19 protein-coding genes and 1 pseudogene are annotated in these 24,679 nt (G+C 50.5%); 4 read left to right on the top strand and 16 right to left on the bottom strand.

The genetic code is table 11. The features are described 5' to 3' along the window. Positions 1-40 precede the first annotated feature (40 nt). A complete protein-coding gene (locus BUB81_RS18945) occupies positions 41-1,336 on the top strand; it encodes a diguanylate cyclase (RefSeq protein WP_073324933.1) in 1,296 nt (431 codons plus the stop codon). A 68-nt stretch (positions 1,337-1,404) separates the two neighbouring features. Here BUB81_RS18945 and BUB81_RS18940 read toward each other — a convergent pair whose 3' ends face one another. Genes BUB81_RS18940 through xdhA form a run of 7 tightly spaced genes read right to left on the bottom strand, consistent with a single transcriptional unit; the run spans position 1,405 to position 9,419 of the window. Beyond that, the gene (locus tag BUB81_RS18940; protein ID WP_073324932.1) at positions 1,405-2,637 is read right to left on the bottom strand and encodes a urate hydroxylase PuuD; all 1,233 of its coding nucleotides are present in this window, start codon (positions 2,635-2,637) and stop codon (positions 1,405-1,407) included. Continuing rightward, positions 2,624-3,940: a guanine deaminase gene (gene guaD / locus BUB81_RS18935; RefSeq protein ID WP_073324931.1), complete on the bottom strand. Its 1,317-nt coding sequence runs from the start codon at positions 3,938-3,940 to the stop codon at positions 2,624-2,626. The genes BUB81_RS18940 and guaD overlap by 14 nt, the downstream gene beginning before the upstream one ends. Then, on the bottom strand, positions 3,940-4,263 hold the full coding sequence (gene uraH / locus BUB81_RS18930; RefSeq protein WP_073324930.1) for a hydroxyisourate hydrolase: 324 nt from the start codon (positions 4,261-4,263) through the stop codon (positions 3,940-3,942). The genes guaD and uraH overlap by 1 nt, the downstream gene beginning before the upstream one ends. Then, complete coding sequence (gene uraD / locus BUB81_RS18925; RefSeq protein WP_073324929.1) at positions 4,260-4,793, bottom strand: 2-oxo-4-hydroxy-4-carboxy-5-ureidoimidazoline decarboxylase; 534 nt, start codon at positions 4,791-4,793, stop codon at positions 4,260-4,262. The genes uraH and uraD overlap by 4 nt, the downstream gene beginning before the upstream one ends. Next, the gene (xdhC, locus tag BUB81_RS18920) at positions 4,783-5,661 is read right to left on the bottom strand and encodes a xanthine dehydrogenase accessory protein XdhC (protein WP_245819288.1); all 879 of its coding nucleotides are present in this window, start codon (positions 5,659-5,661) and stop codon (positions 4,783-4,785) included. Before xdhC ends, uraD begins: the two co-directional genes overlap by 11 nt. Next, positions 5,645-7,984 (bottom strand): xanthine dehydrogenase molybdopterin binding subunit, encoded by a 2,340-nt coding sequence (xdhB, locus tag BUB81_RS18915; RefSeq protein ID WP_073324927.1) that lies wholly within the window; start codon positions 7,982-7,984, stop codon positions 5,645-5,647. The genes xdhC and xdhB overlap by 17 nt, the downstream gene beginning before the upstream one ends. After that, complete coding sequence (gene xdhA, locus BUB81_RS18910; RefSeq protein WP_073324926.1) at positions 7,977-9,419, bottom strand: xanthine dehydrogenase small subunit; 1,443 nt, start codon at positions 9,417-9,419, stop codon at positions 7,977-7,979. Before xdhA ends, xdhB begins: the two co-directional genes overlap by 8 nt. A gap of 300 nt (positions 9,420-9,719) precedes the next feature. On the opposite strand from xdhA, the gene BUB81_RS18905 reads away from it, so the two are divergent. Next, the gene (locus BUB81_RS18905) at positions 9,720-10,373 is read left to right on the top strand and encodes a TetR family transcriptional regulator C-terminal domain-containing protein (protein ID WP_073324925.1); all 654 of its coding nucleotides are present in this window, start codon (positions 9,720-9,722) and stop codon (positions 10,371-10,373) included. Beyond that, positions 10,370-11,269: an allantoinase PuuE gene (gene puuE, locus BUB81_RS18900; protein WP_073324924.1), complete on the top strand. Its 900-nt coding sequence runs from the start codon at positions 10,370-10,372 to the stop codon at positions 11,267-11,269. The genes BUB81_RS18905 and puuE overlap by 4 nt, the downstream gene beginning before the upstream one ends. Positions 11,270-11,321: 52 nt before the next feature. Here puuE and BUB81_RS18895 read toward each other — a convergent pair whose 3' ends face one another. After that, a complete protein-coding gene (locus tag BUB81_RS18895; protein ID WP_073324923.1) occupies positions 11,322-12,650 on the bottom strand; it encodes an NCS2 family permease in 1,329 nt (442 codons plus the stop codon). A 253-nt stretch (positions 12,651-12,903) separates the two neighbouring features. Between BUB81_RS18895 and BUB81_RS18890 the strand changes: the two genes are divergently transcribed. Then, positions 12,904-13,911, top strand: a complete 1,008-nt coding sequence (locus tag BUB81_RS18890) for an adenosine deaminase (RefSeq protein WP_073324922.1) — start codon at positions 12,904-12,906, stop codon at positions 13,909-13,911. A 109-nt stretch (positions 13,912-14,020) separates the two neighbouring features. On the opposite strand, the pseudogene BUB81_RS18885 reads toward BUB81_RS18890, so the two are convergent. The 8 genes and pseudogenes from BUB81_RS18885 to BUB81_RS18850 form a co-directional block, all read right to left on the bottom strand. Next, positions 14,021-15,136: pseudogene (locus tag BUB81_RS18885) on the bottom strand (cupin domain-containing protein); the annotation flags it as partial. 50 nt (positions 15,137-15,186) lie between these two features. Next, positions 15,187-17,619, bottom strand: coding sequence for a TonB-dependent siderophore receptor (locus BUB81_RS18880; RefSeq protein ID WP_073324920.1), 2,433 nt, complete (start codon positions 17,617-17,619; stop codon positions 15,187-15,189). A 364-nt stretch (positions 17,620-17,983) separates the two neighbouring features. Continuing rightward, positions 17,984-19,339 carry a uracil-xanthine permease family protein gene (locus BUB81_RS18875; protein ID WP_073324919.1) on the bottom strand — a complete coding sequence of 452 codons (1,356 nt, stop codon included), beginning with the start codon at positions 19,337-19,339 and terminating at the stop codon, positions 17,984-17,986. A 3-nt stretch (positions 19,340-19,342) separates the two neighbouring features. Continuing rightward, on the bottom strand, positions 19,343-20,704 hold the full coding sequence (locus BUB81_RS18870; protein ID WP_139241638.1) for an amidohydrolase family protein: 1,362 nt from the start codon (positions 20,702-20,704) through the stop codon (positions 19,343-19,345). Between the two features lie 311 nt (positions 20,705-21,015). After that, entirely contained in the window at positions 21,016-21,381 is a 366-nt protein-coding gene (locus tag BUB81_RS18865) for an AraC family ligand binding domain-containing protein (protein WP_073324917.1), read from the bottom strand. A gap of 13 nt (positions 21,382-21,394) precedes the next feature. Then, positions 21,395-22,627, bottom strand: coding sequence for an allantoate amidohydrolase (locus BUB81_RS18860; RefSeq protein ID WP_073324916.1), 1,233 nt, complete (start codon positions 22,625-22,627; stop codon positions 21,395-21,397). Next, positions 22,620-23,852, bottom strand: coding sequence for a pyridoxal-phosphate-dependent aminotransferase family protein (locus tag BUB81_RS18855; RefSeq protein WP_073324915.1), 1,233 nt, complete (start codon positions 23,850-23,852; stop codon positions 22,620-22,622). Before BUB81_RS18855 ends, BUB81_RS18860 begins: the two co-directional genes overlap by 8 nt. An 8-nt stretch (positions 23,853-23,860) precedes the next feature. Then, positions 23,861-24,679: a sulfite exporter TauE/SafE family protein gene (locus tag BUB81_RS18850; protein ID WP_073324914.1), complete on the bottom strand. Its 819-nt coding sequence runs from the start codon at positions 24,677-24,679 to the stop codon at positions 23,861-23,863.

Raw genomic sequence — 24,679 nt, 5'->3', positions numbered from 1 at the left:
CTTTAGTTTTTTGCAATAGCTCAACAGAGCGGAGGAATTCATGGCAGAAGTGGTTCAATCAGATGTATTTCAGTCAACGTTTGAGCAATGTGGAATTGGGTTAGCGCATGTAAGCCCAACAGGTGATTTTATTCGGGTGAATAAGGCCCTGAGCAGCTTTCTTGGCTACAGCCAGGAGGAGTTGGTCAAACTCGATTTTCAGGATATTACCCACCCAGATTTTTTAGACAACGACTTACAACACGTCAGCGAACTGATTGATGGGTTTTATGACTCCTATCAAATGGAAAAGCTCTATGTGCATAAGGATGGTCAAACGATATGGGGCAAGCTTACCGTTACGCTTGTCCGGGACGAACAGGGTGAGCCTCAGTATTTTGTGTCGGTGGTAGAAGACATCGATGAGAAAAAACGCTTTGAAGCCCGGTACCAGCAGTCTCAGGAAACCTTTCGACTGATTGTCAGTGCGTTGTCAGACCGCATGGTTGTATGGGTTACAACGCCTGACTTAAAGCAATTAATCTACCTGAATGAAGGCTACACCCAGATTTGGGGACGGGCGGGAAAGGAAATGTATGACGACCCGGCCAGTTTTATTCGACACATTCACGTCGCCGATCGCGACCGTATAAAACAACACTATGCCAACCACATTGACGAGCCCTGGGTTCATGAATACAGGGTTATGCGCGACGATGGCTCATTGCGATATATTCGAGAGCGTGGTCAGTTAATTCGCGATTTGGAAGGCAAAACAACCAGCGTCGTTATCACAGCCGATGACATCAGCAAAGATAAACACCTTCAGGAAGCCCTCAAGTCGGCAAACCATAAACTCAATGTGCTGTCTCGAACAGATGGCCTGACGGGGATAGACAACCGTCGGGAATGCTTGAGTCAGGTAGAAGATGAACTCAAACGACTATCACGGGTCAATGGTAAAACCACTTCCACTCTCGCGTTTATTGACCTGGACGACTTTAAAACCATTAACGATAAATACGGACATCATGTGGGTGATTTGGCGTTAAAAGCGTTGGCAGAGCGGCTTACGTCGACCATGCGTTCAAATGATACTGTCGGGCGCTACGGTGGTGATGAATTCTTGTTGCTGCTAAGAGATACCGAAGAACACGAAGCACAGGTGGTGCTAAACCGCTTATTCGAAACGCCGCTTGAGGTGAAAAGTGATCAAAACGAAAGCGTTGCGATTTATTGTTCAATTGGTATATCTCAGTGGTTACCGCAATTTGAAGATATCCAAAGCTGGATAGAGCAGGCGGATCAGAGCATGTACCAGGTCAAGGGCGTGAAAAAGCCCTTGACTTGTGAATAATTAGCAGCTTCAGGCTGCAGTTTGCGGGCGTTTATGCTCCGCAAACTACAGTAAAATGGCTGTTGTTACTATTGCTGTGCCCAACTGGCAATTACCGCCCGTTCCTCATCCGTCATATTGGATTTGTTCAGAAACGGCATATCGCGGGTCACTGTAGTGCGATGTATGATTTGCGGCGCTTGTCTGGTGACTTGCTCCCAGTTATCAAACTTCACACCTAATGGTGCAACGCGAAAAATATCATCGGTAGGGCTACTCGCGTGGCACCCCTGACAATGTGTTTCTACCAAAGCCATAATCTGCTTATCCAATTCGGTTACAGGTTGTGGCTGGGCATTGGTCGGTTCGGTTGTTTCCGCCGCAGCGTTAGACTCGCTATGTGCAGTAACTACCGGCGCAGTTCGCGGCCACGACACCCAAAGCGCAATGGCCAGCATACCAATCGCACCTGAAATCAGAATTGACGGCTTCACTTTACCCACATGACGTAAGTTAAAAAAGTGACGAATCCAGGCTGCCACCGCCATGAGAGCAACTAATACCAGCCAGTTTTGCGGATGCTGGTATGTCATAGGGTAATGGTTGCTGATCATGATAAATAGTATGGGCAGCGTCAGATAGTTATTGTGTACTGAGCGAAGCTTTGCTCCCGCGCCCCAGGCAGGATCTATCGGCTGTTGATTGGCGACGGCATTCACCATTTTGCGCTGGGCGGGCATGATATTTAGCCACACGTTGGCAACCATGATGGTACCGATCAGCGCACCCACGTGAATATAGGCACCGCGTCCACTAAACCAATGGGTCGCCAGATAGCTCACTACAACCAGCATTACCACTAACGCAATGGCAAACACCTTTGGGTAGTTGGCTAGTTTGGTCCGGCACGCTGTTTCATAGATAATGGCGCCGCCTGCAATTAAGGCGATGCCACGCAATATAGCTTCCGCCTCACTCATACTCTTTACTGCAGGGTCGATTAAGTAAGCCGCGGCAGCAAAGTAGTACACAATGATCAGCAATGCGATACCACTGAGCCAGGTTGAGTAAGCTTCCCACTTAAACCAATGCAGGGTTTTGGGCATGGTCTGCGGCCCGTAAGCGTATTTGGCTACTTCATAAAAGCCACCGCCGTGCACGGCCCACAGATCACCCTTGATCCCCTGCTTTTTCTTCCATTCAGGCGGGGTCTCTAAACTGTTGTCGAGCCATATAAAATAAAATGATGCGCCTATCCAGGCTACCCCGGCAATAACGTGAAACCAGCGAACAAACAAAGATAGCCAATCAAGCCAAGGCATCTGAACACTCCTGTTTTTGGTAAACGGGTTTTCCTGCAACCCAGGTTGCGACAGTTGCCCGATCGTCACCCAGCATGGTCAACGCAAAGAGCGCATCTTCTGCCGAAGTCGGGTCGTCAACTCGCAGTGAAGTAAGCGTATCGAAACGCGGATTCAATACAACGAAGTCGGCATCACTGCCGGTATTAAAGTTACCAATTTTATCGCTTAATCCCAGGCTGACTGCTGCGCCCTGGGTGAGCTTGTAAAGGCCCTCCAGCGCTGACAACTTATACTGTTTTAGCTGACAGATTTTATAGGCCTCGCCGAGGGTCTTGAGCATACTGAAACTGGTGCCCCCGCCAACATCGGTAGCCAGAGTCACCGGCACGTTAAACTGGTTAGCTTTGGCCATATCAAACAGACCACTGCCCAGGAATAAGTTTGAGGTCGGGCAAAATGCGGCAATAGCACCCTGAGCACCCATGCGCTGCCACTCACTGTCCGATAAATGAATGCAGTGGCCAAACACCGCGCGTTTGCGCACCATATGGTATTTCTCGTACACCGCCAGGTAATCCTCGCAATCCGGATACAGGGTGTTTACCCAGGCGATTTCGTCGTGGTTTTCAGACAGGTGCGTTTGAATAAATACGTCGTCGTACTGTTGAGCCAGTTCACCCAACGCCGCCATTTGGGCCGGTGTGCTGGTGGGGGCAAAACGCGGCGTCAACGCATAGTAATTACGCCCCTTACCATGCCAGGCATCAATCAGGGCTGCACTGTCGGCCTGCGCCGTTGCTGCGGTATCCTGCAGCCAGTCCGGGCAGTGTCGGTCCATACAGACTTTACCTGCAATGGTAAGCATATTGCGTTCGCTGGCTGCGCGGAACAGGGCTTCTGCCGAGGCTTTGTGAACACTGGTATACACCATGCCTGTGGTCGTACCGTTCTTTAAGCACTCGGTCAGAAACACATCGGCCATTTTGGTTGCGTAGTCCTCATCGCTGAACTGTTGCTCGGCGGGGAAGGTGTAATTGTCCAGCCAGGTCAGCAATTGCTCACCGTACTTAGCGATGATCTCGGTCTGCGGAAAGTGCAGATGCGTGTCTATAAAGCCGGGTAAGATCAGGCAGTCCCGATAATCGGTTACGGACGCATCAGGGTGTAGCACGCGAAGCGCCTGGTATTCGCCGGTTGCGGCAATTTTACCTGCCTCAATAAGCAACCCACCGTCGCGAAACTGCTCGATATCTGTGTGGTAGTCGTTCGTTGCCACGGGGAAGTGGTGAACGGCACCGCGAATTAACTGCTTGTCTGACACTAGCTACCCCGGTAACTGCTAAAACCGAAAGGCGAGATCAACAGGGGCACATGATAGTGATTGCCCGAAGATGCCATGGTGAAATGGATGTCAACAAACGGGTAAAACGACTCACCATGCGTGCTTACCAGGTAATCCTTGCAATGAAAGCGCAACTGATAAGTCCCGTCTTCAAACTGGATGTCAGCCCACTGCTTGCAACGGCCATCGGCGTCGGTTTCAGCGGTAACCTGACGGCCGTCAGGGCAGGTGAGTGTAACGGGCAGTCCTGCTACAGGCTTGCCAGCAGTTGTGTCGAGTACATGACTGGATAATGTGATCATGAAGTAGTCCCACTGTTGTGCTGCGCTGGAGTAAGGCCTTTACCAATGCGCAGTAGCGTAATATTAATCTGTTGTTCGGCCGCGTTTTGCAATTCGATTTGCGTCTGGTTTGGCAGTCTTGCTTTAAGGGCTTGCAACATCGTGTCTGCACTCAGGCCAGTTGCACAAATGATGAAAATAAAGCCGTGTTTGTCTTTGTATGCGTGATTGAGTTCATGCAACTGTTGCAGCGTCGCTTCGCTGGCATGCTGAGCGCCTTGTTGTTCAGAAGCGGCGGTGGCCTGCGTATTGGCATACTTAGCGCGTAAACTGTTTACATCGCCAATCATCGGGTGTCCGTCAAATGCCTCCAGGTAGTCCTTGGTGTCCATAGTCGCCCAGATTGTCTGAGCCGTTTCTTTCACCGCTTCTACGCTGTCGTATGGGCGGTTGGCCACCATTATATGACACCAGTTGGAAGCGCTACAGGTGGTTTCAAACCACTGATAGGCTTCTTGCGCTGTCATGCTATTAAGTTGTTCAAGCGTCATGATATTCCTGTTGCGTTTGCTGACTGGCGGTCGAGTTGGTTTGCGAGCTGTGTAAGCGTTGAATCAGCTGAGCGCTTACCGACACCGCCACTTCAATGGGTAATTTCCCGGGGACAGATGACTCGCCAATAGGAGAGTAAAAATCACCAAGTCGACTTTCTGGTATGCCTTTCGCCATAAGCCGTTGTTGGAAACGACGTGTTTTAGTGTCAGAGCCTATCATGCCAATATACGGCAGGTCAGGACGTTTAAGAGCTTTCTCAGCAAGTTCAAAATCGAGCTGATGGTCGTGGGTCATAATGATTACCCAGCTGTCAGCCGGTAATAAGGCAATTTCGCCGGTAGGGGAGTCGTCCAGTACAAACTGTACGTTGGCAGGTAGCGCATGCTGAGGGACAAGCGACTCGCGATTGTCAATCCACCGAACCTGTACCGGAAGTTGCGCAATAATAGGGATAAGCGCCTGAGCAACATGACCTGCGCCAAAGAGGGCGACGACCTGCTGGTGGCTGACATGGGTCTCAATTAATAGCTTAACGGCACCGCCGCAGCATTGCCCCAGCGCGCTGGCCAGTGGAAACGCGTGTAATTGTTGATGATTGGTGCGCTGTTGCGCCGCGTTTGCCAACGCCTCACGCGCCAATGCTATCGCTTTGAATTCCAGGTGACCACCACCAATGGTGTCAAATTGGCGGTCGGGTGTGACAACCATCTTGGTGCCTTGTTCCCGCGGGGTAGAGCCTGCAGTAGTCAATACTGTAATAAGCGCATAGGGTTCAGCGGTGCGCTCACAGTGAGTCACCGCTTCAAACCAGCGCTGAATTTGCCAGTGAGGTGGCGCTACAGTGTGTTCAGGCTGATGCATCATTGTTCTCCGTTAATGCCGTAATTGCCGACAGCACGCGCTCTGGGGTCGCCGGTACCGCGATGTCCGGATCCTTCTGGTAATCTGCCAGGCTGGCCACCGCATCTTTGATGGCACACCACACGGATATAGCCAGCATAAACGGCGGTTCGCCGACCGCTTTGGAGTGGTAGATGCTATCCTCGGCATTGGGACGATCAAACAGCGACACGTTAAAGTGTTGCGGGGTATCGCCTACGGCCGGTATCTTATACGTAGCAAGATTATTGCTGATCAGTTTGCCGTCTTGGTTCCAGCGCAGATCTTCGGTTGTCAGCCAACCCATTCCCTGAATAAAGCCGCCCTCTATTTGCCCGCGATCAATAGCCGGGTTCAGACTAGTACCGACATCGTGCAATATATCCACGGCATCTACTGTGTATTCACCTGTCAGGGTGTCAACACTGACTTCTGATACCGCTGCGCCATTGGCGAAATAAAAGAACGGGCGGCCCGTGCCTTGTTCGCGATCATAATAAATCTTGGGGGTGCGGTAGTAACCGGTGGCCGACAGTGAAATACGCGCCATGTAGGCCTGTTGAATCAGCTCTGCAAAAGCGATGTTGTGCGCGCCTGCAGTGACATAACCATTGGCAAACACGACGTCTTCCTCTGCCACTCCATGCGTGTCGGCAAACAGTGCAGCCAGACGAGACTTCAGGGTTAAACAGGCATTTTGCGCCGCTTTACCGTTTAGATCTGTACCGCTTGAAGCCGCGGTAGGCGAGGTGTTGGGTACTTTATCAGTGCGCGTGGCAGTCACCTCGATATTGTCTAGCTCAACACCGAACTCATGGGCGACAATCTGACCTATCTTCGTGTGGAGGCCCTGTCCCATCTCGGTTCCACCATGATTGACCTGAATGCTGCCATCGGTGTAGATGTGTATCAGTGCACCCGCCTGATTAAGGTGTTTGGCGGTAAAAGAGATACCGAATTTAACGGGCGTCAGTGCAAGGCCCTTTTTAATGATCGGGCTTTGCTGATTAAACGCAGTTATTTTCTCTCTGCGCTGCCAATACTGACTGGATTCCGTTAATTGGGTCATCAGTGCAGGCAGAATGTTCTGCTCTAGCGTCATGCCATAGGGGGTAGTCAGGCCTTTTGACTCGCTATACAGATTCTGCATACGCACGGTTAATGGATCAAGCCCGGTTTGCCTGGCAACGACATCCATCATTAACTCAGCCATGATCATGCCTTGCGGACCACCAAAACCACGAAAGGCAGTATGAGAAACCATGTGGGTCTTCAACCGGTTTCCGGTAATAGCGGTTGCGCCTAGCTGATAGGCGTTGTCGACGTGAAACATCGCACGGTCAACAATGGCGTCAGACAGGTCTGGAGAGTGACCACAAATGCCATTAACAGTAATGTCTGCGCCCAACATATTGCCGTCGTTATCGAAGCCGATTTTAAAGGTGTTTTCGAAAGGGTGGCGCTTGCCAGTTACCTGCATGTCCAACATACGAGGCAGCCGCATTTTCACCGCTCTGCGTTGACGCATGGCAAACACCGCGGCCAGACACGCCCATTGTGCGGCCTGAGATTCTTTACCGCCAAAGCCTCCTCCCATACGTCGCATATCCACTGTCACTTTATGCAGTTTAACGCCGAGCACTTCAGCGACCAGCTTCTGAACTTCACTGGGGTGCTGACTGGAGGTGTAAATCATGACCCGATCATCTTCCTCGGGTAAGGCCAGACTTGCCTGACCTTCCAGATAGAGATGCTCCTGGCCACCGACACTCAGGGTGCCCTCAGCGGTCAATGGCGCTTGTTGCAGGGCTTGCTCTGCGTCACCCTGACCAAATTGGTGTTGTGGGCGCACGGTGCTGTTGGCAGACAGCGCGTCTTCAGCGGTCAGGATTGCAGCTGACGGCTGAATGGTAAATGTGGCGAGCGTCGCCGCTACTCGTGCCTGCTCTTCTGTTGCAGCCAGTACTGCGAATAGGGGCTGACCGTGAAATTTAACTTCACTGTCTACTAATATTGGGTCACCTTCGAATACCGGTCCAATGTCAGTATGACCAGGGATATCTGCAACCGTGATGACATCAATTACCCCAGGGGCCTGCTTTACGTTAGTCAGGTCAAGAGACGTCAATGTACCGCTGGCTACATCGGTAACGCCTACACAAGCATAGGCAATATCTGCCGGCACCGGGATGTCATCTACGTAGCGCGCACTGCCCATTACCTGACGGATCGCACTCTCATGCTTCGTGGGTTTTAACAGGGGAGATTCATTGTCCTGGCGCTGTGGTTGTTCGATTAGTTTACGCATAATGAGGCACCCGTGTTGTTACCAGCAATGCTGATTGGGTTTCAAACCAGAAACGCTGCCATAAATTGCCCAGTACCTGATTGCGATAGGCGGCACTGGCACGCACATCGTCAATGGGATTAAACGCTGAGGTAAGAATACGTTTGCCGAGCTGGCGAGTGGCTTCAGCCTGCCAGGGTTGGCCAATTAACTGCTCGGCCAGCGCATCACAACTTACTGGCGTTGCGGCCACGCCGCCAAAGCCAGAGTTAATCGCCGCGACCATGCCATTTTCCAAGGTAACAGCAAACACTGCACAGACAGCAGAAATGTCGTCTTCGTGTCGCTTGGAGACTTTGTAGGCACGTAACTGCGTGTTCGCCTGCAAGCGTGGAAAATGAATTGCTTTGATCCATTCGCCTTTGCGCAGTTGGGTTTGACGGTAACCGGTAAAAAATGTGCTTGCCGGTAGCAGACGAGTCTCATGGCCATCGTCGGCTTCGATAGTGGCGTTCAATGCCAGTAAAACAGGGGGCATATCGCCAATCGGCGAAGCATTGGCAACATTCCCCCCTAATGTAGCCTGATTACGGATTGGCAAGGAAGCAAAGCGCTCTATCAACTCGTGCAGGGCTGGAAAATGCGCAACCAATACCGGGTCGATATCGCTGAGTGGTAACGCAGCGCCAACAGTTACCTGTTCGTCTGTTACAGTGATCTGTTTACAATCCTTCATCCGCTGAGTACTGATGAGTTCTGGCAGTGACTTCAGTTGTTGCGTTGACTCTAACGCCAGGTCGGTGCTGCCGCCGACCAGACGGGCATCCGGGTAAGCCGCCAGCAGACCAGCCATGGCTTCGCGGGTTTCAGGCAAATGAACGCCATTTGCGAAAACCTCGGTGTGCTTTGCCTGGATGTCTTTGAGCTGTGACAGAGTCTGTAGCTGTTTTTGCGTGAAAGCATCTGGCTGGCGACGCTCGCACACCTCTGTGGTTGCATCAATAATAGGGCGGTAGCCCGTACATCGACATAAGTTTCCCGATAGTGACTTGTTCACCGTTTCGCGGGTAGGCTCAGCGTCGCTGTGATACAACGAAAACATCGACATTATGATACCCGGCGTACAAAAGCCGCACTGACTGCCGTGATGGTCAACCAATGCCTGCTGTACCGGATGTAGCTGCTTTCCATCAGACAAGTGCTCAACGGTGATCACTTGCTTGCCATGTAAATTCGCCAATAGAGTTATACAGCTGTTCACGGTTCGGTACTGCAAGCCGCTTTCATCTGCGGTCAATTCACCAAGAACGATCGTGCATGCACCACAATCGCCCGCGGCACAGCCTTCTTTGGTGCCGGTCAGCTGCTTTTGCTGACGAAGAAATTGCTGTACGGACATCCCTGTTTCGCATTCTTCTAAGCTAACCGGTTCATTATTAAGTAAAAATTCAATCATTGTTGGCTCCGAGCCAGCTAGTAGGGGGCTCGCCCCCGGGAGTTGTCGAACATTATAAGCATAATACATTCAAAAAGTAGACCAAATGGTCAGATTTTTTAAAAGAATTACTGGTCAGACGCGTGCTGCACGTCTGTTTATATCGCTAAACATATTCAAAATTTGTGGTACGATTCACGCGAAATAAAAAATCTCTTTCTGAGCAGTTTTCAGCTCTTAAACTGAATTATGCAAAAATGATGACTAATTGGTCAGGATTTTGCTGGGTGTGAACGAGTTTAATTAAAAAAAGTGGTATCGATGGTAAGCAAATCAAAAATGGAAGGCAGTATTGGTGCCAAGAATAAACGTAAGATTCTGGCCGCTGCTGAAAAAGCCTTCGCAACACATGGCTTTAAGGGAACATCGGTGCAACAAATTGCTGACGAGGCAGGGTTGCCCAAAACCAATATTCTTTATTACTTTAAGTCTAAGCAAGGTCTGTACGTCGCTTTGCTGCAAGACATCATGTCGACCTGGAACTCCCGCTTCGACAAGGTGACCAGTGAAGACGACCCGGCGATATCACTGGCTGATTACATTGCTGAGAAAATGACGATGTCCCGCACGCATCCGCTGGCATCCAAAATTTTTGCCATGGAAGTGCTGAATGGTGCGCCATACCTGAATAAGTTTTTCCGCAACGAACACGTGGCGTGGATGAACGGGCGCGTGGCCATTCTTAACAGCTGGATTGAGCAGGGCAGAATGCAAGCGGTCGATCCCACCTACCTGCTGTTTCATATCTGGGCCTGTACTCAGCATTATGCAGACTTCTCGGCGCAGATCAGCAGCTTGCGTGGCAAAGCCATGAAACGCGTTGATTTTGATGAAGCAACCCGACAACTTGTGCATTTGGTTCTGACTGGTTGTGGGCTGGCGGTACCGCAAAAATACCTGGAGGCATCGGAATGAGCGAATATCCACGTGATTTAGTCGGTTATGGCGCTAACCCACCGCATCCCAAATGGCCGGGGAACGCACGCATTGCAGTGCAATTTGTTTTAAATTATGAAGAGGGCGGAGAAAACTGTGTGTTGCATGGTGACAGCCACTCTGAAATTTTTCTGTCTGAGATTATTGGCGCACAGCCTTATCCGGATCGCCATTTAAGCATGGAGTCGATTTACGAATACGGCAGCCGTGCCGGATTCTGGCGCCTGCATAAATTGTTTACCGAAGCGAACATACCCGTCACCGTCTTTGCCGTTACCATGGCGCTGCAGCGTCATCCCGAAGCGCTGAAAGCCATGCTCGATGCAGACTGGGAAATTGCCAGTCATGCAATGCGTTGGATTCATTATCAGTCAATGCCTATTGAGGAAGAGCGTGCGCAAATGGAGGCTTCCATTGCCATCCACGAGTCACTGACCGGGAAAAAACCTGCTGGCTGGTATACCGGTCGCACCAGCCCCAATACACTGGCGTTACTGGCTGAGCGTGATGACATTTTGTATTGCGCTGACTCCTACGCCGATGACCTGCCATATTATGACAAACATTACAGCAAGCCGTTGCTGATGGTGCCTTACACGCTGGATACCAACGATATGCGATTTGGTACCCCGCAGGGGTTTAACAGCGGCGATCAATTTTACACCTACCTGAAAGATGCCTTTGATGTACTTTACGAGGAAGGGGCTTCTCAACCGAAAATGTTATCGATTGGTTTGCACAATCGTATCGTGGGTCGCCCGGCAAGGTTTGCGGCGCTCAAGCGCTTTGTAGAGTATGTGCAGGGACACGACAACGTGTGGCTGTGTACCCGGGAAGAGATTGCCCGTCACTGGCAAACACACTTTCCTCTATAATTCTCAGGGGTAAGAAAAACGGGGCTTTCGCCCCGTTTGTGTAGATTCCGATTTATAACCCGAGCAGGTACCGAAGTATAAACACACCGGCCAACAGGTAAGTGATGACACTGATTTCCTTGTATTTGCCGGCACCCAGTTTTACACCTACATAAGTGATAAAGCCCAGCGCAATACCTTCACTGATACTGAACGTTAGTGGCATCGCCATTAATGCCACGACGGCGGTCGCTGTCGCGCCCAGATCATCGAACTCCAGATGACGAATAGACTCCATCATTAAAATTCCAACCATAACCAGTGCCGGTGTTGTGGCCATTAACGGGATGACCTTCATCAACGGCGTCAGAAACAGGGCTAATAAAAAGCAAATAGCCACGACTACTGCGGTTAGACCGGTTCGGCCGCCCGCTGAAGCTCCGGCGGCTGATTCAACGTAACTGGTAACCGGTGAGGTGCCCAGTGCAGCACCGACAACACTGGCCGTGGCATCGGCTGTCATAGCGCTACCGATTTTGGGCAGTTTACCCTCTTCATTTAACAGGTTTGCGCGACGTGATACGCCAATCAGCGTGCCAATAGTATCGAACATGTTAACGAACATCAGGGCGAAAATCAGATCCCAGGTTTCTGCAAAATGTTCAATGGGATACATAATATCCATTGCAAACCAGGTATCGCTGATAGGCTCGGGCATACCGACAATGGCATCAGGCGTAGCGGTAAGCGTGCCGGTTTCTGTAGGGATCAGCGTACCAATCAGGGTCAGCAATACGATGGACAACAAAATGCCACCTGTGACGCGTTTCATTACCAGCACAACGGTAAGTAATATACCCGCCAATGCCAGCATGACAGCTGGGTCTGATAAATCACCTATGGTCACGAACGTGGCCGGGTTGGCGACAATCAATCCCGCATTTTTCAGACCAATGAACGCGATAAACAAGCCAATACCGCACTGCACACCAATTTTCAGCGATGGCGGAATAGCCTCTGCTATCAGCGTGCGCACCCCGGTGAGGGTGAGTAACAAAAATAAAATGCCGTTCCAGAATACGATACCGAGGGCTGCTTCCCAAGGCACTTCCCGCGTCATGCAAATAGTAAAGGCAAAGAAGGCATTCAGACCCATACCCGGCGCTAGCGCGATAGGGTAGTTTGTCATAAAGGCCATCAGTAGTGTACCCAGGCAGGCTGCCAGTGCGGTAACGGTAATCAACCCTGCAGCTGGCATTCCGCTGAGGCCAAGAATGCCTGGGTTCACTACCAATATGTATGACATGGCGGCGAAGGTAGTTAAACCGGCAATCACCTCTGTTTTTACGGTTGTGCCATGGGCCTGGAGTTTGAAAAGGCGCTCAATCAGCGGGGAAGACATAGATATTCTCTTTATAGTAGTTGTTTATGAATCGGTATTATCGGAACACAAGCAAAAAACTGACCATTTAGTCAATGAGTTGGTGCGAGATCTGCTAGACTCCGGAAGTAATAACAAAAAGCGTTTATTCATTGAGATGAACGTCATAATAAACCCGTTTATTGTTGCATATTTTGGCACAGAAGCGGGTAGGATTGCACCAAAATGGTGATATTGCTAACTATGTGTGCGCTCGTTAGCCATTAAGGAACTCATGAATTTAATTAAATTAATACATGCATTGCCAAAAACGGAATTACATCTGCATATAGAAGGATCGTTAGAACCTGCAATGATGTGGAATCTGGCAAGCAAACACGGGGTCTCGCTACCCTATGATTCGATTGCCGACATTGAAGCGGCGTATCAGTTCGAGGATTTGCAGAGCTTTTTAGATTTATATTATCAGGGCGCTGATGTCCTGAGGGATGAAGACGATTTTTATCAGTTAATGATGGCCTACCTGACCCGTTGTCATGATGACAATGTGGTACATGCTGAAATCATGTTTGATCCGCAAACGCATACCAGCAGAGGGGTTGGCTTTGATGTCTTTATGCCCGGCTTTGAACGGGCTATTCAGGACGCTAAACAGAAATGGGGAATCTCGGTTTATCTGATCATGTCATTCCTGCGTCACCTTTCTGAGAAAGACGCCATCGACACCCTGAATCAGGCAAGAGCGTATTACCCCATGATCAAAGCGGTAGGACTGGACAGTTCAGAGCTGGGTAACCCACCGGAAAAATTCGTTAAGGTGTTTGCTGCGGCGCGCGCTCTGGGCTTTAAATGTGTAGCGCATGCGGGTGAGGAGGGGCCTCCTGAGTACATCTGGCAGGCATTGGATTTACTGCATGTTGATCGTATTGACCACGGCGTGCGGTGCGTTGAAGACGCTTCGTTAATGCAGCGACTGAAAGATGAAGGTATGCCTTTGACGGTTTGCCCGCAAAGTAACATCAAACTGTGTGTGTTCGACCACATGAAGGATCACAATATTCTGTCACTGCTCGACGATGACCTGTGTGTGACCGTGAATGCGGATGATCCGAGCTATTTTGGCGGTTACCTGAACGACAATTATCGCGCGCTGATGACGCATCTTTCTATGAACGAATCTCAGTTAGTAAAATTGGTAAAAAACAGTTTTGTTGCGTCTTTTTTACCTACTGATGAGAAAAATCACTGGCTCAGGAAAATAGATGCGCTAGCCGCTCAATAGCGGCGAAATAACTGCTCAATAAATGCAAAGGCCTGCGCGAAGCAGGCCTTTTTCGTGCTGAAACCCCAGAGACTGAGAGACTTAGAGGCTAAAGCTAGTCAGTATTGCCCGGAAGTGTTGACTGATAGGTTTCCCAGTTAGAGACGATGTCGTCAATCACGGTACTACCAACCACAAAAGCCGCTTCCAGTGATGGCCTCATGCCCGCGTAACCCGCACCGGTGCTCTCAGCTGCCAGGTTTTCCGCAGCGGTTAAACCGTCAGGTTGCATGGTGAAATTACTGGCGGTCCGGAGTACCATAAAGCGGGATTTATCCACTTTCCCGGCCTGCTCTAAATACACCATCGACTGATAGGCTCCGGTATCTTCCATGCCCGAGGTCACAAAATTGCCTTTGCCGTTGGTCCAGAAACGCGTCCAGTCATTCGCCCAGTCATTAAAGAGTTTGCCATGCCAGAATGTCGACGCGGCCATGTGATCGCCGCGCATGACTTTGGGCGGCAATTGCGCGTTCGGCATACTGATATACTGTCCACGTAAGGCTTGCATAGCGGGTGTATCGCTTAAGCTGATGTCTTTTGTCAGATTAAACGCCCAGTCAATCAGACGGGTATTAAGCTGAAACATTTCGCCATTGCGGGCGACATTTTCGCCGCCGTTGTCAGGATAGGGCGCGTTAGCGAATAATGGAAAGTAACCGGTTTTCCAGTCTGCCGGGATTTCTCTGGCATCAATTTGATGCGCGAGATCGCCGTCAATTAAATAGTCAGCCCACACCGCTGAGCCAATTGAGCCGTCTTCCGGGTCAATGCCTGCAATACCGGCAACCAGCCAGTAGGCCTGGGTCAGGTCGAAGCGAGGGTCGAGGCCCAGTGCCATAATGGCAGATGACGCCCGGCTTATACCCATACCCGTCACGATGCCTAATACGCCTTTATCCCGGTTGAAGTAGATATCGTGGAAAGACTGAGGAAAAGCAAATCGCTCGCTTAACCCATAGCGCTCGCGCCAAAACTGGAATTCGCCGGGCTTGTCGCCGGTGTCTTCGCCCATTTCGAACATGGTAACCACAACCGCTTTTATTTTTAACGGTGCGGGCATAGGAGGCGGCATACCGCCCTCGAAACCGGGGCCGTGTTCACCTGGGCCTGGCCCTGGTGGCTGGCACGCGGTTAACAGAAATAACGTGGCTAAAATTGATAATAATCGCATACTGTACTCCATAAAAAAGGCATGCCAGAGCATGCCTTTACGATTTACTTGTTCACAACTTATTAGAACTTGTAAGAGAACTTCACATTAAAGTGACGAGGTAGTTCTGGTAGTACGATTTGGCTACCGAACAAGTCCGGGAAGTTCGCACGGAAGTAGCGTTCATCCGTCAGGTTCTTCACTGTCAGGTTAACCCCGAAGTTTTCGTCCTGATAAGACAGACCCGCGTTAACCAGGGTATAAGCAGGCAGCGTAACCGCTCCTGAGAAACCTGAAGACACTGAATCAACATCGATAACGCTCAAGCTGGCTGCATAGCCATTCTGGAAGTCGTAGGTACCAGTCAGCGTGTAGATGTTTTCCGGCATACCGGCTTTCAGGCCTTTCGGGTTGTTAGTGCCCGGACCAACCAGGTTCAGACCGATAACGTTACCACCGAATACCAGTGACGGGTCGGTCAGGTTAACCAGGTCTTCTGCACCCAGGAATCCGAACTGTGAACCGTTTTCCAACGCCGTCAGGTTAACAACCTCAACGTTCGAGTAACCGGCAGACAGTACCAGGCTTTCGTTCACTACCCAACGCAGTTCAAATTCCAGACCCTGGTTGTTTGTGGTGTTGTTGGTAACTGTATTCTGGGTGTTGTAGTCGGTACGCTCCTGTTCAAAAATTGACAGGGCAAAGTACAGTGACTCATCCAGGAATGAACCTTTCACACCGTATTCAAGCAGCTCAGAGGTATCGAATGCACCACTGCCATCAGCGTTACCCAACTGACCGTAGTTAATTTCAGCACCCTGACCGGCAACCAATGTAGCTTGTTCAGCCATAGTGATATAAGGGATCAAACCAATTGGGGTTGTGTAAGAGATACTGGCGTTCCAGGATACACCATCAACCGTTTCATCAAGTGAGATTGGTGTAGTAACATCCGCATCTTCACGCGCACCTGGCAGCAGCAGGTCCTGACGAGAGGTCGTTTCAATATCGATGGTGTCATAACGGGCACCCAACACGATGTTCAAACCCCAGTCCCAGGTCAAGTCTGTCATGGCGGCGAAACCCAGATCCAGGTAATTACCCACGTCATAATTGTCGTAGTTCATGCCAGAACGGGTTGCCAGTAAACGACGGTCCAGAGCGCTTGACGGCATAGTCAGGTCACGGCGGTTAAAGTACTCGTAAGTAAAGTCGTCGCCATGTAAGAAATCGGTATAACGGATTGACGGTGAAATCTGGAACTGTGCGAACAGTGAGCCTGTTTCCACATCCGTTGAGAATACCACTTTATCTTCAACAACCCAGCTGTCGTGGAACTGCGAGAAGCCGTAAGCGTTTTCGTTAATGTTGTCGTAGGCATCGTAGAACAACTGGTTTTTGATTTCCCAGTCGCCCGCGTAATAGATGACATCGAAGTAAAGGGTAGTGGCTTTGTTGCCTAACTGGTCATCTGGCGCAACTAACGTTTGGTTACCTTTCAGTGTGGTAGTGCCTACGTTTTCCAGGTTCATCAGAGGCAGCGCGTCTGCATCAGTAAACGATGCGGCTGGTACGTAGAAGAAACCGGCACCGGCAAGGTTAACTGCACCGTATTCTTCGTGCGAGATAGAACCATCACCGTCGGTATCCAGTGGTTGCGCAGTACCGGTAATGTAGGTGCCATTATCGACCAATTCTTGCGTCAGGCGGTTCCAGCCAGCTACCTGGTTACCCTGATAGTTGTGGTACATACCACCAAATTCAACGCGCAGGTTATCAGTCAGGTCGATGTTGAATGATGCCTGAATGATTGACTGGTCGGTATCGGTGTTGTCGTAGTAAGAACCTGAGTTCTCAACTTCACCATATACGTAATAACCCATTTCCTTGCCACCGATGCTGGCAGGACCACCGACTTCAGCGGTAATAATGCTCTTATCCCAGGTTCCATGGGTGTAAGAAAGCGCACCGGTAGGCGTGTCCAGGTACTGACCTGAAGAAGCACGTGCCGATTTAGGGTTAAAGTTCAGGTAACCACCGATTTTTGACGGGCCATAAATAGGCGATGCCGGACCGCGAACGATATCGATACGGCTTGAAGCACCGATTGGTGTAGGGTAGTTACCCGGGTTATCCAGGCGTTTCATACCACGGAAGTAAGCCTCACCAGGATTACCACGGATATCAAGTGAGCCCGCTACGCCGAAGAATGATTGGGTAAACGTACCAGGTGCAAATGCAACCAGTTCGTCGATATCTGATACGTTGAAACGCTCCATTTGCTCGTCACTGATTGTTGATGCTGAGCGAGGCGTTTCTAAAATAGATTTTCCAAATCCGAAAACGGCTTCAACGTCCTGTCCAGGCAAGCTGCCTAGTGAGCCTTTGACTTCGATCTTTTCGATCTCTGCGTCACTGGGTGTTTCCTGTGCGAAACCCGCTACAGGGGCGAGAAGCAATAACCCGGTCGTGACGGCACGCGCGATAGGCGCCACACTGAAGTTAGTGGTTTTCATGGTGTTCCTCGAGTATAAGAGTTCTTGTGAGTAATAAACGTTCTAGCTTTACGGCTGCGGTGTTGCAGATTTGATGCCAGAATCCTGTCCATGTGGTCAGGATTTGAGTTGAGTGTAAGTGATTGATATTTTGGAATAAAAAATCAATGGCAAAGAATGGGATTGTAAGCGAAATGTTAAAGCTTCTAATATCCATGCCTGAATGCACCAATGCGGTGAGGCGCGGATTCTAAATGCACCATAAACGTAAGACCAGTGTTTAGTTCTTCAACAGTGTCATCATTTCTTTACGATTTAAGCCTGGAAGGTGAGGGTTAATGGCCTGATACTGCTCCGCGCAGCATCAGGCTAAGACTGTGTTTCTTTACGATTCAGAGGTTACAGGCGTAGGTGCCGAGGCCTGATTTGGCAGAATAATGGATAAAATAATTGCAGTCAGTCCGGCTGTGGTAACGGGGGAGGTGAGCAAGTTGCCGAGCCAGCTGGGTAATTGAGATACGACATTGCCTACCATCATTACACCTAATCCCATACCCAGAGAGCAGGCGGTGATCAGGCTGTTTCGCTGATTGAGGGGTTCGCTGGTGAGGATTTTTACACCGCCAACAGCAACCATGGCAAACATAACTAGTGTTGCTCCGCCCAGAACTGGTTTCGGGATCACCTGCAGTAATGCACCGATAAAGGGAAACAGGCCCAGAACCATAAAGACGCCGGCGACAAAGCAGCCTACTTTACGACTGGCAATGCCAGTCATTTGGATCACGCCGTTGTTTTGCCCGAAAGTGGTGTTGGGAAACGTGCACAATATTGCTGCAATCAGCGAGTTGACACCATCACCCAAAATGCCTGCACGGATCCGTTTGAGGTAGCGCTCACCTGTGATGGGTAGCTTACAGAATAAACTGTTGGCAGTCAGGTCGCCTGCGGTTTCAATAGCAGTAAAGAAGTAAATCAGCGCAATGGGTAAAAACAAGTCCCACTCGAAATTAATGCCGTATTTAAACGGGTGAGGGACGCTGAACCAAGGCAAATCTACCAGGCCGGAGAAATTTGTCATGCCCATAAAAAAGGCAACCACAGTCCCCATGGCCATGCCGATAAAAATAGCTGATAACCTCAGCCAGTGGTTTTTACAGGCGTTAAAATAAATTATCACTAATAATACGCCCAGACCCAGCGATAGATTCTCCACGCTGCCAAACGCATCGGCATTAAACCCGCCAGCCAGGTCCGTCATGCCCACTTTTATTAGTGAGATGCCTATAGCAATGATGACTACGCCAGTGGTAACCGGGGTAATCACGCGTTTTATCTGATTGATAAACTGGCTCAGGATAATTTCAACAAACGCGCCAAAAAAACACACGCCCAACATCATAGCTAAGATATCGTCGTTGCTGCCACCGCGTTCTTTTACCGTGCTCCCCACCAGGATCAGCGCACTCAGAAAGGCAAAGCTGGTACCTTGTACGGCCACTAGTCCACTGCCTATCGGCCCGATACCTTTGGTCTGGATGAATGTCCCGAGCCCGGTGGCCAATAACGCCATACTGATAAGATAGGGCACCTCTGCCTGTAAACCTAATACCGACGATATTATAAGCGTAGGCGTGACCACGCCAATGAAGCTTGCCAGTACATGCTGGATTGCTGCCGTCAGGCTGATTGCAAAGCCGGGGCGGTCTTCCAGACCATATAAAACCTGAGATTGTGACATGGGTTATCCTTTTTCACACAGTGTCGGGTAGTGGTTGCACATAAAGCCCCTGATAGGCGGAAGTGAAGGCAATGCGGTGCTCCCCGATAGTATGGCTGTTTCGAATTCGGCGACTCGGTGACGGTATTGCTCAAGGGCTTTACGCTTGTCTTCAGAAGACAAAAAGCTGTATTTGAGCGAGTTTTCCCCTAACGACACCAATTCTGTCCAGGACAAATTGAAATGATGCACGGCAACAAAATACTCGTCGGTTAAAGTACTGTCCCACATGCCTCTGTCGTCAGTGGTAAGGGCAACAGGAATATCGGTGCGCAAATATTCAGGGAACGGGTGAGTTGACAAGTCGGGCGTGTATTCCAGCAGTTTGTTACTGATCAGGTTAATTTCGATCAGGTAGGGGCCATGCCGCATCAGTAGCAGGGTGTCGGGATCAGTAATGGTATTCAGGCCGTGGCCAATACGCTGAGCACCTAGTAGTAAGGTGTCTTTAACATGCTGATTTGGTTCATCGACTTCACCAGCGTGAATTGCCAGATTAATTGCCGGGTAACGTTGGCGTAGACTTCGCAGGGCCGGAAGAAAACGCAGCGGGTAGCCTTTGTCGTTGTCTTCGCGACCCACCATGTTTATGCCTACGTAAATGTCACGATGCTGATCGACAAAATCGTACATCCAGGCCAGATGGGACTCGGCATTGGGTAAAAATCGCAAGAGCGCATATTGAAAACGTACGGTGACGCCGGTGGCTTTGGCTTGGGGACTTGCCAGCATATCTAAGTAAATCGATAGTGTTTGTTCCGGAGATAGCGGGTTGCCTTTATTGTCTTGCGCACGGTCAACATTGACCTGAGTTTCCAGGTACTGAAGTCCCTCACTGGCAAAGGCCTGCATATTTTTCAGCAGAATATGGGCACCAATGTGGGGATTGGCCACCAGTTCGTTAAGTCGTTGCCAGTGAGTTTCAAAAAACTCATTGCGGCCTTCGTGCGCTTTGTCGAGCCGAATACTGTTGAGAAACGCCTGTTTCTGCTCTTCCGACAGCGCACTGAGTGGGTGATATTCCTGCTTTTCACAATCAGACAACGCATGGTAAGACGATGCCTGAATAGTGCGAAATAGCAGGTACTGCGGATTCGGGCCAAATTCATTGGTACCGTAGCCCTTGCAGTGCAGGATGCGGGTTTTGGTGAAGTATTCGTAGCCGCCATTGCGCTGGGGTGACGTGGCAATGTCATACCACCATTCGCTAAAGCCAGCGCCACTTAGATGATGATGTAAGTCACCGCCTTTTGGTAGCGCCCACAATAACTGGTAAAGCTGTTTGTGTGATGCCTGTTGTTTAAAGCCCCGGAACCACTTATTCATGTCATCAGGTGCTGCAACGCACGCACAGCTAATCAGGCCCAGCCCTAAACTAAGCCGAACGCCCCAATGACATACCTTTTTGCCCCACATGTATTACTACTTCCCACAACAACTTAACCGGATACCACATTGAAGCAAAAACCTGACCACTTGGTCTGTTTGTTGGGTTTGGTTGTAACAGTCTGAAATGTATAAATATTAACGAGATGGTGATAGCAGGTTTCAACAACTGAAATTCAGCTGTGCACCATATGAGGGCGAGGCTGATTCATATCGAATCAGCCGGGTATTCTCAATGAGGGCGTTGATGATTAATAGGGGAAGCCATCCGGTAGGGTAACAAAGATTGAGTGGCGCACTTCATTGTACATAGCGCGACTGCAATGTCCTTCACCCTCTGTATCCTCGAGCAGCAAAACGTCGCCCGCACCAAACACATGACGTTCACCCGATGACACAGTAAATTCTGCGCGACCTTTCAAAATAAACAGTAACTGACGGGCCGGTGCAGGGTGCCATTTGAAATTATAATCTGCGGGTGTTTCGCGAAAAATAATCGAACCTGCGGGTATCTTCTCAGAAAGTAAGCCTATTGGGCCTCCATCAGTCAGAGGGATATCTGCTTCACCAAAGTGACTCTTGCCGTGCTCATCATGATAAATTCGAGGTATTTTCACGTGTTTTTCCTTGTTAGTGTTGAGAATAAGAATCCAAAAATCGCTGTAGTACCTGCAACGTGGCTTGCACATCGGCATGGGTGACTGATTCGCCAGGATGGTGGCTAATGCCGCCTTTGCACCTTACAAACAGCATGCTCACCGGGCAAATAGCATCCATTGCCATGGCGTCATGGCCTGCACCCGACGGGAGGCTCAGCGGTTTAATGCCGGTTAGCTCTATGGCCTGCGCCAGAGTCTGAGACAAGGCAGGGTTACAATGTACGGCATTGGCCTGGTGCGTCATCTGCCAGTTAAGATCTACCCGACGACGGTTAGCAATATCGCGAAGTTTAAGCAAAATTGCATCCAGGGCTTTGTCGCGCATGTCGTCATATTCGCTGCGTATATCGAGTGAAAACGCTACCTCTCCGGGAATCACATTAACCGCGCCTGGTTTTACATCCATGCGCCCTACGGTGGCCACCACTGCGTGTTCGGTCGCAATGGATTCGATGGCCAGCACCATTTCGCTGCAGGCGGTCATGGCGTCTTGTCGCAGGGGCATGGGTACGGTACCCGCGTGACCAGCCATGCCATTCACTTTTATGTCGTAGCGTTTGGCGCCAGCAATAGCCGTTACCCAGCCTACTGGCAGTGATTGGTTTTCAAGCACTGGGCCTTGTTCAATGTGAACTTCGAGGTAACCGAGCAATGTGGCCGGGTCCAGTTTGGCCTGGCTGATGTTTTCAAATGACGAACCAAAGTTCTTCAGGGCATCCGGCAGTGAAACCTGATCTTTGTCGCGCAGGTCACGCCAGGTTTCCTGCCACCGACCTGTAAGCGCCCGGCTGCCCAGCAGAGTAGAGCCAAAGCGTGTACCTTCCTCGTCACCGAAACCAACAATGTCAATGTGAAAAGGGAAGCGAATTCCCTGATCGTGGCAAAACTGAATAACGGCCAGGGGGGCAATTACACCCAGCATACCGTCGTATTTTCCGCCATTTGGTACCGTATCAAGGTGGCTACCAAACACAAATGCCTTGGCGTCGGCATTGTGGCTTTGGTAGCGGCCCCATTGATTCCCAGCAGCATCCTGCCAGGTTTGCATGCCCGCCTGTTGCATCCACTGCGCTACCAGGTCATTGGCTTGTCTGTGTTGAGGCGTCAGATACCGGCGGTCAACCATACCCGGAGATTGGCTGATAAGCCCAAGTTGGTCACAACGGTTGAGCACCTCATGGGCCAGCTCAGCAAACTCATTCATAGCTGGCTCCCGCACTGGCGTATACACCCAGTGCAGCGTCGACCCCCTCGCCCAGTGCCATTTTGTGTCCGGCGCGACGCAATACAGTCTCCAGAGATTGTAAGGTGTGCAGAACGGCGTCCTGACGCGCGTTATAACCCATGGTACCAATGCGCCAGATACGACCTTTCAGCGGGCCAAAGCTGGTGCCAATTTCTATGTTGAAATCCAGTAACAACTGCTGGCGAATGGCTTCACCATCAACGCAGTCAGGAATCTCTACACCTACCACGTTATTCATTTTGTGGCTCAGGTTACCAAACGGCATTAAATCCATTGCCTGGATACCTGCCAGCATGGCATCACCGGCTGTTTTATGGCGTTTGATGCTTGCTTCGATACCTTCTTCCAGCAGATTTATGGCACATTCACGTGCACAAAACAGCATGGAGGCGGCTTCAGTGTGGTGGTTAAGGCGTGACTCTCCCCAGTAATCGAGGATCATGGGAATGTCGAAATAGTTAGAGCGAATGCGGCTGCCTCTTGCTGCCTGGTGGCTGTCTTCGCGAATACCGGCTTCGATGTGGTGGCGGGTACGAACGAGGTCAACATAGTGCTCGCTCAATGTAATTGGGGCACTACCAGACGGGCCGCCGAGGCATTTTTGCAAGCCCACCGACACGGCGTCGAGACCCCAGTCATCCGTGTGGAACGGGTTACCGCCAATTGATGCGGTAGCATCGGAGTAAAACAATACGTCATAGCGGCGACAGATTTCGCCCAGGTGTTCCAACGGTTGTAACATTGTGGTAGAGGTATCGCCCTGAACCACTGCCAGTACTTTGGGGCGCACTTGCTTTATAGCTGCTTCAATTTGCTCAGGCTCGAATACTTCACCCCAGGGCACTTCAATACTGTGGACGTCAGCGCCGGCTCGCTCGGCAATTTCACATAACAGGTGACCAAAACGTCCAAATATAGGCACCAGCACTTTATCGCCGGGTTCAATGCACGACACTAATACGGCTTCGATACCTGCACGGGACGTTCCGTCAACCAGCACCGTATGCTGGTTTTGAGTGTCAAACACATCGCGATAAAGAGACATGACTTCATTCATGCAACCGGTCATAGCCGGGTCGTACTGACCGACCAGCTGATGAGACATGGCTTGCAGAACGCGTGGGTAACAATTAATCGGGCCGGGGCCCATCAATAAACGTGGAGGAAGAGTTAAAGGCTTCATCGTTGCTCCTAAAGTAAGCTTTGGGCAAGCATGCGCACGCCGGTGATCAGCAACACGACCGCAAACACTTTTTTCAGTTTGGCGGCATCCAGCTTGCTGGCCAGGCCCGCGCCGACAGGCGCAAATAGCACAGTTAGCGGCACAATGGCGGCGAACCCTATCAGGTTAACCAAACCAAACGTACCGGTTGGGGCGTCAGCGGGTGTTTGACCAAGCGCTAACATGGTGATTGCGGCAGGAAGCGAAATAATCAGTCCTACTGCAGCTGCCGTACCCACCGCACGGTGAGCAGGGTAATTACAAAATGTCAGTGTCGGCACCGTCAGGGTACCACCACCAATACCGACCATTGCGCTGAACAGGCCAATGCACGCCGCAATGATTCGCTGGCCAATGGCACCGGGCAGGTCGTTAAACCAGGCTGATTTGCTGCCGACAAACATGTTTACTGCAGACAGGCTGGCGATAATACCAAACATCAGGGTCAGGACTTCGCCGTCGATTTGAGTAACGGCGTAGCTTCCCAGCAATACGCCTAATAATATAAACGGCCCCCAGCGCTTGAGTAGCTCGACATCCACATTGCCCTTGGCGCGGTGCGCTTTTATTGAACTTACCGACGTTGGAATGATGGTTGCCAGCGAGGTTGCCGTTGCAATTAACATGGCTGAATCGGCGCTTACCCCTAAAGCCTGAAACAGAAAATACAGGACAGGCACAATGACTATGCCACCACCGACACCCAGTAAACCGGCTAACAGGCCTGCGAAAACACCTGTGGCTAACAGGGCTAAAATAGTGGGGAGTAAATCGAATAACACTTGCAT

Source organism: Marisediminitalea aggregata (assembly GCF_900129565.1).
GTDB lineage: Bacteria > Pseudomonadota > Gammaproteobacteria > Enterobacterales > Alteromonadaceae > Alteromonas > Alteromonas aggregata.
The sequence above is the reverse complement of the archived record's forward strand: the minus strand, read 5'-3'. Positions and strand labels throughout refer to the sequence as shown.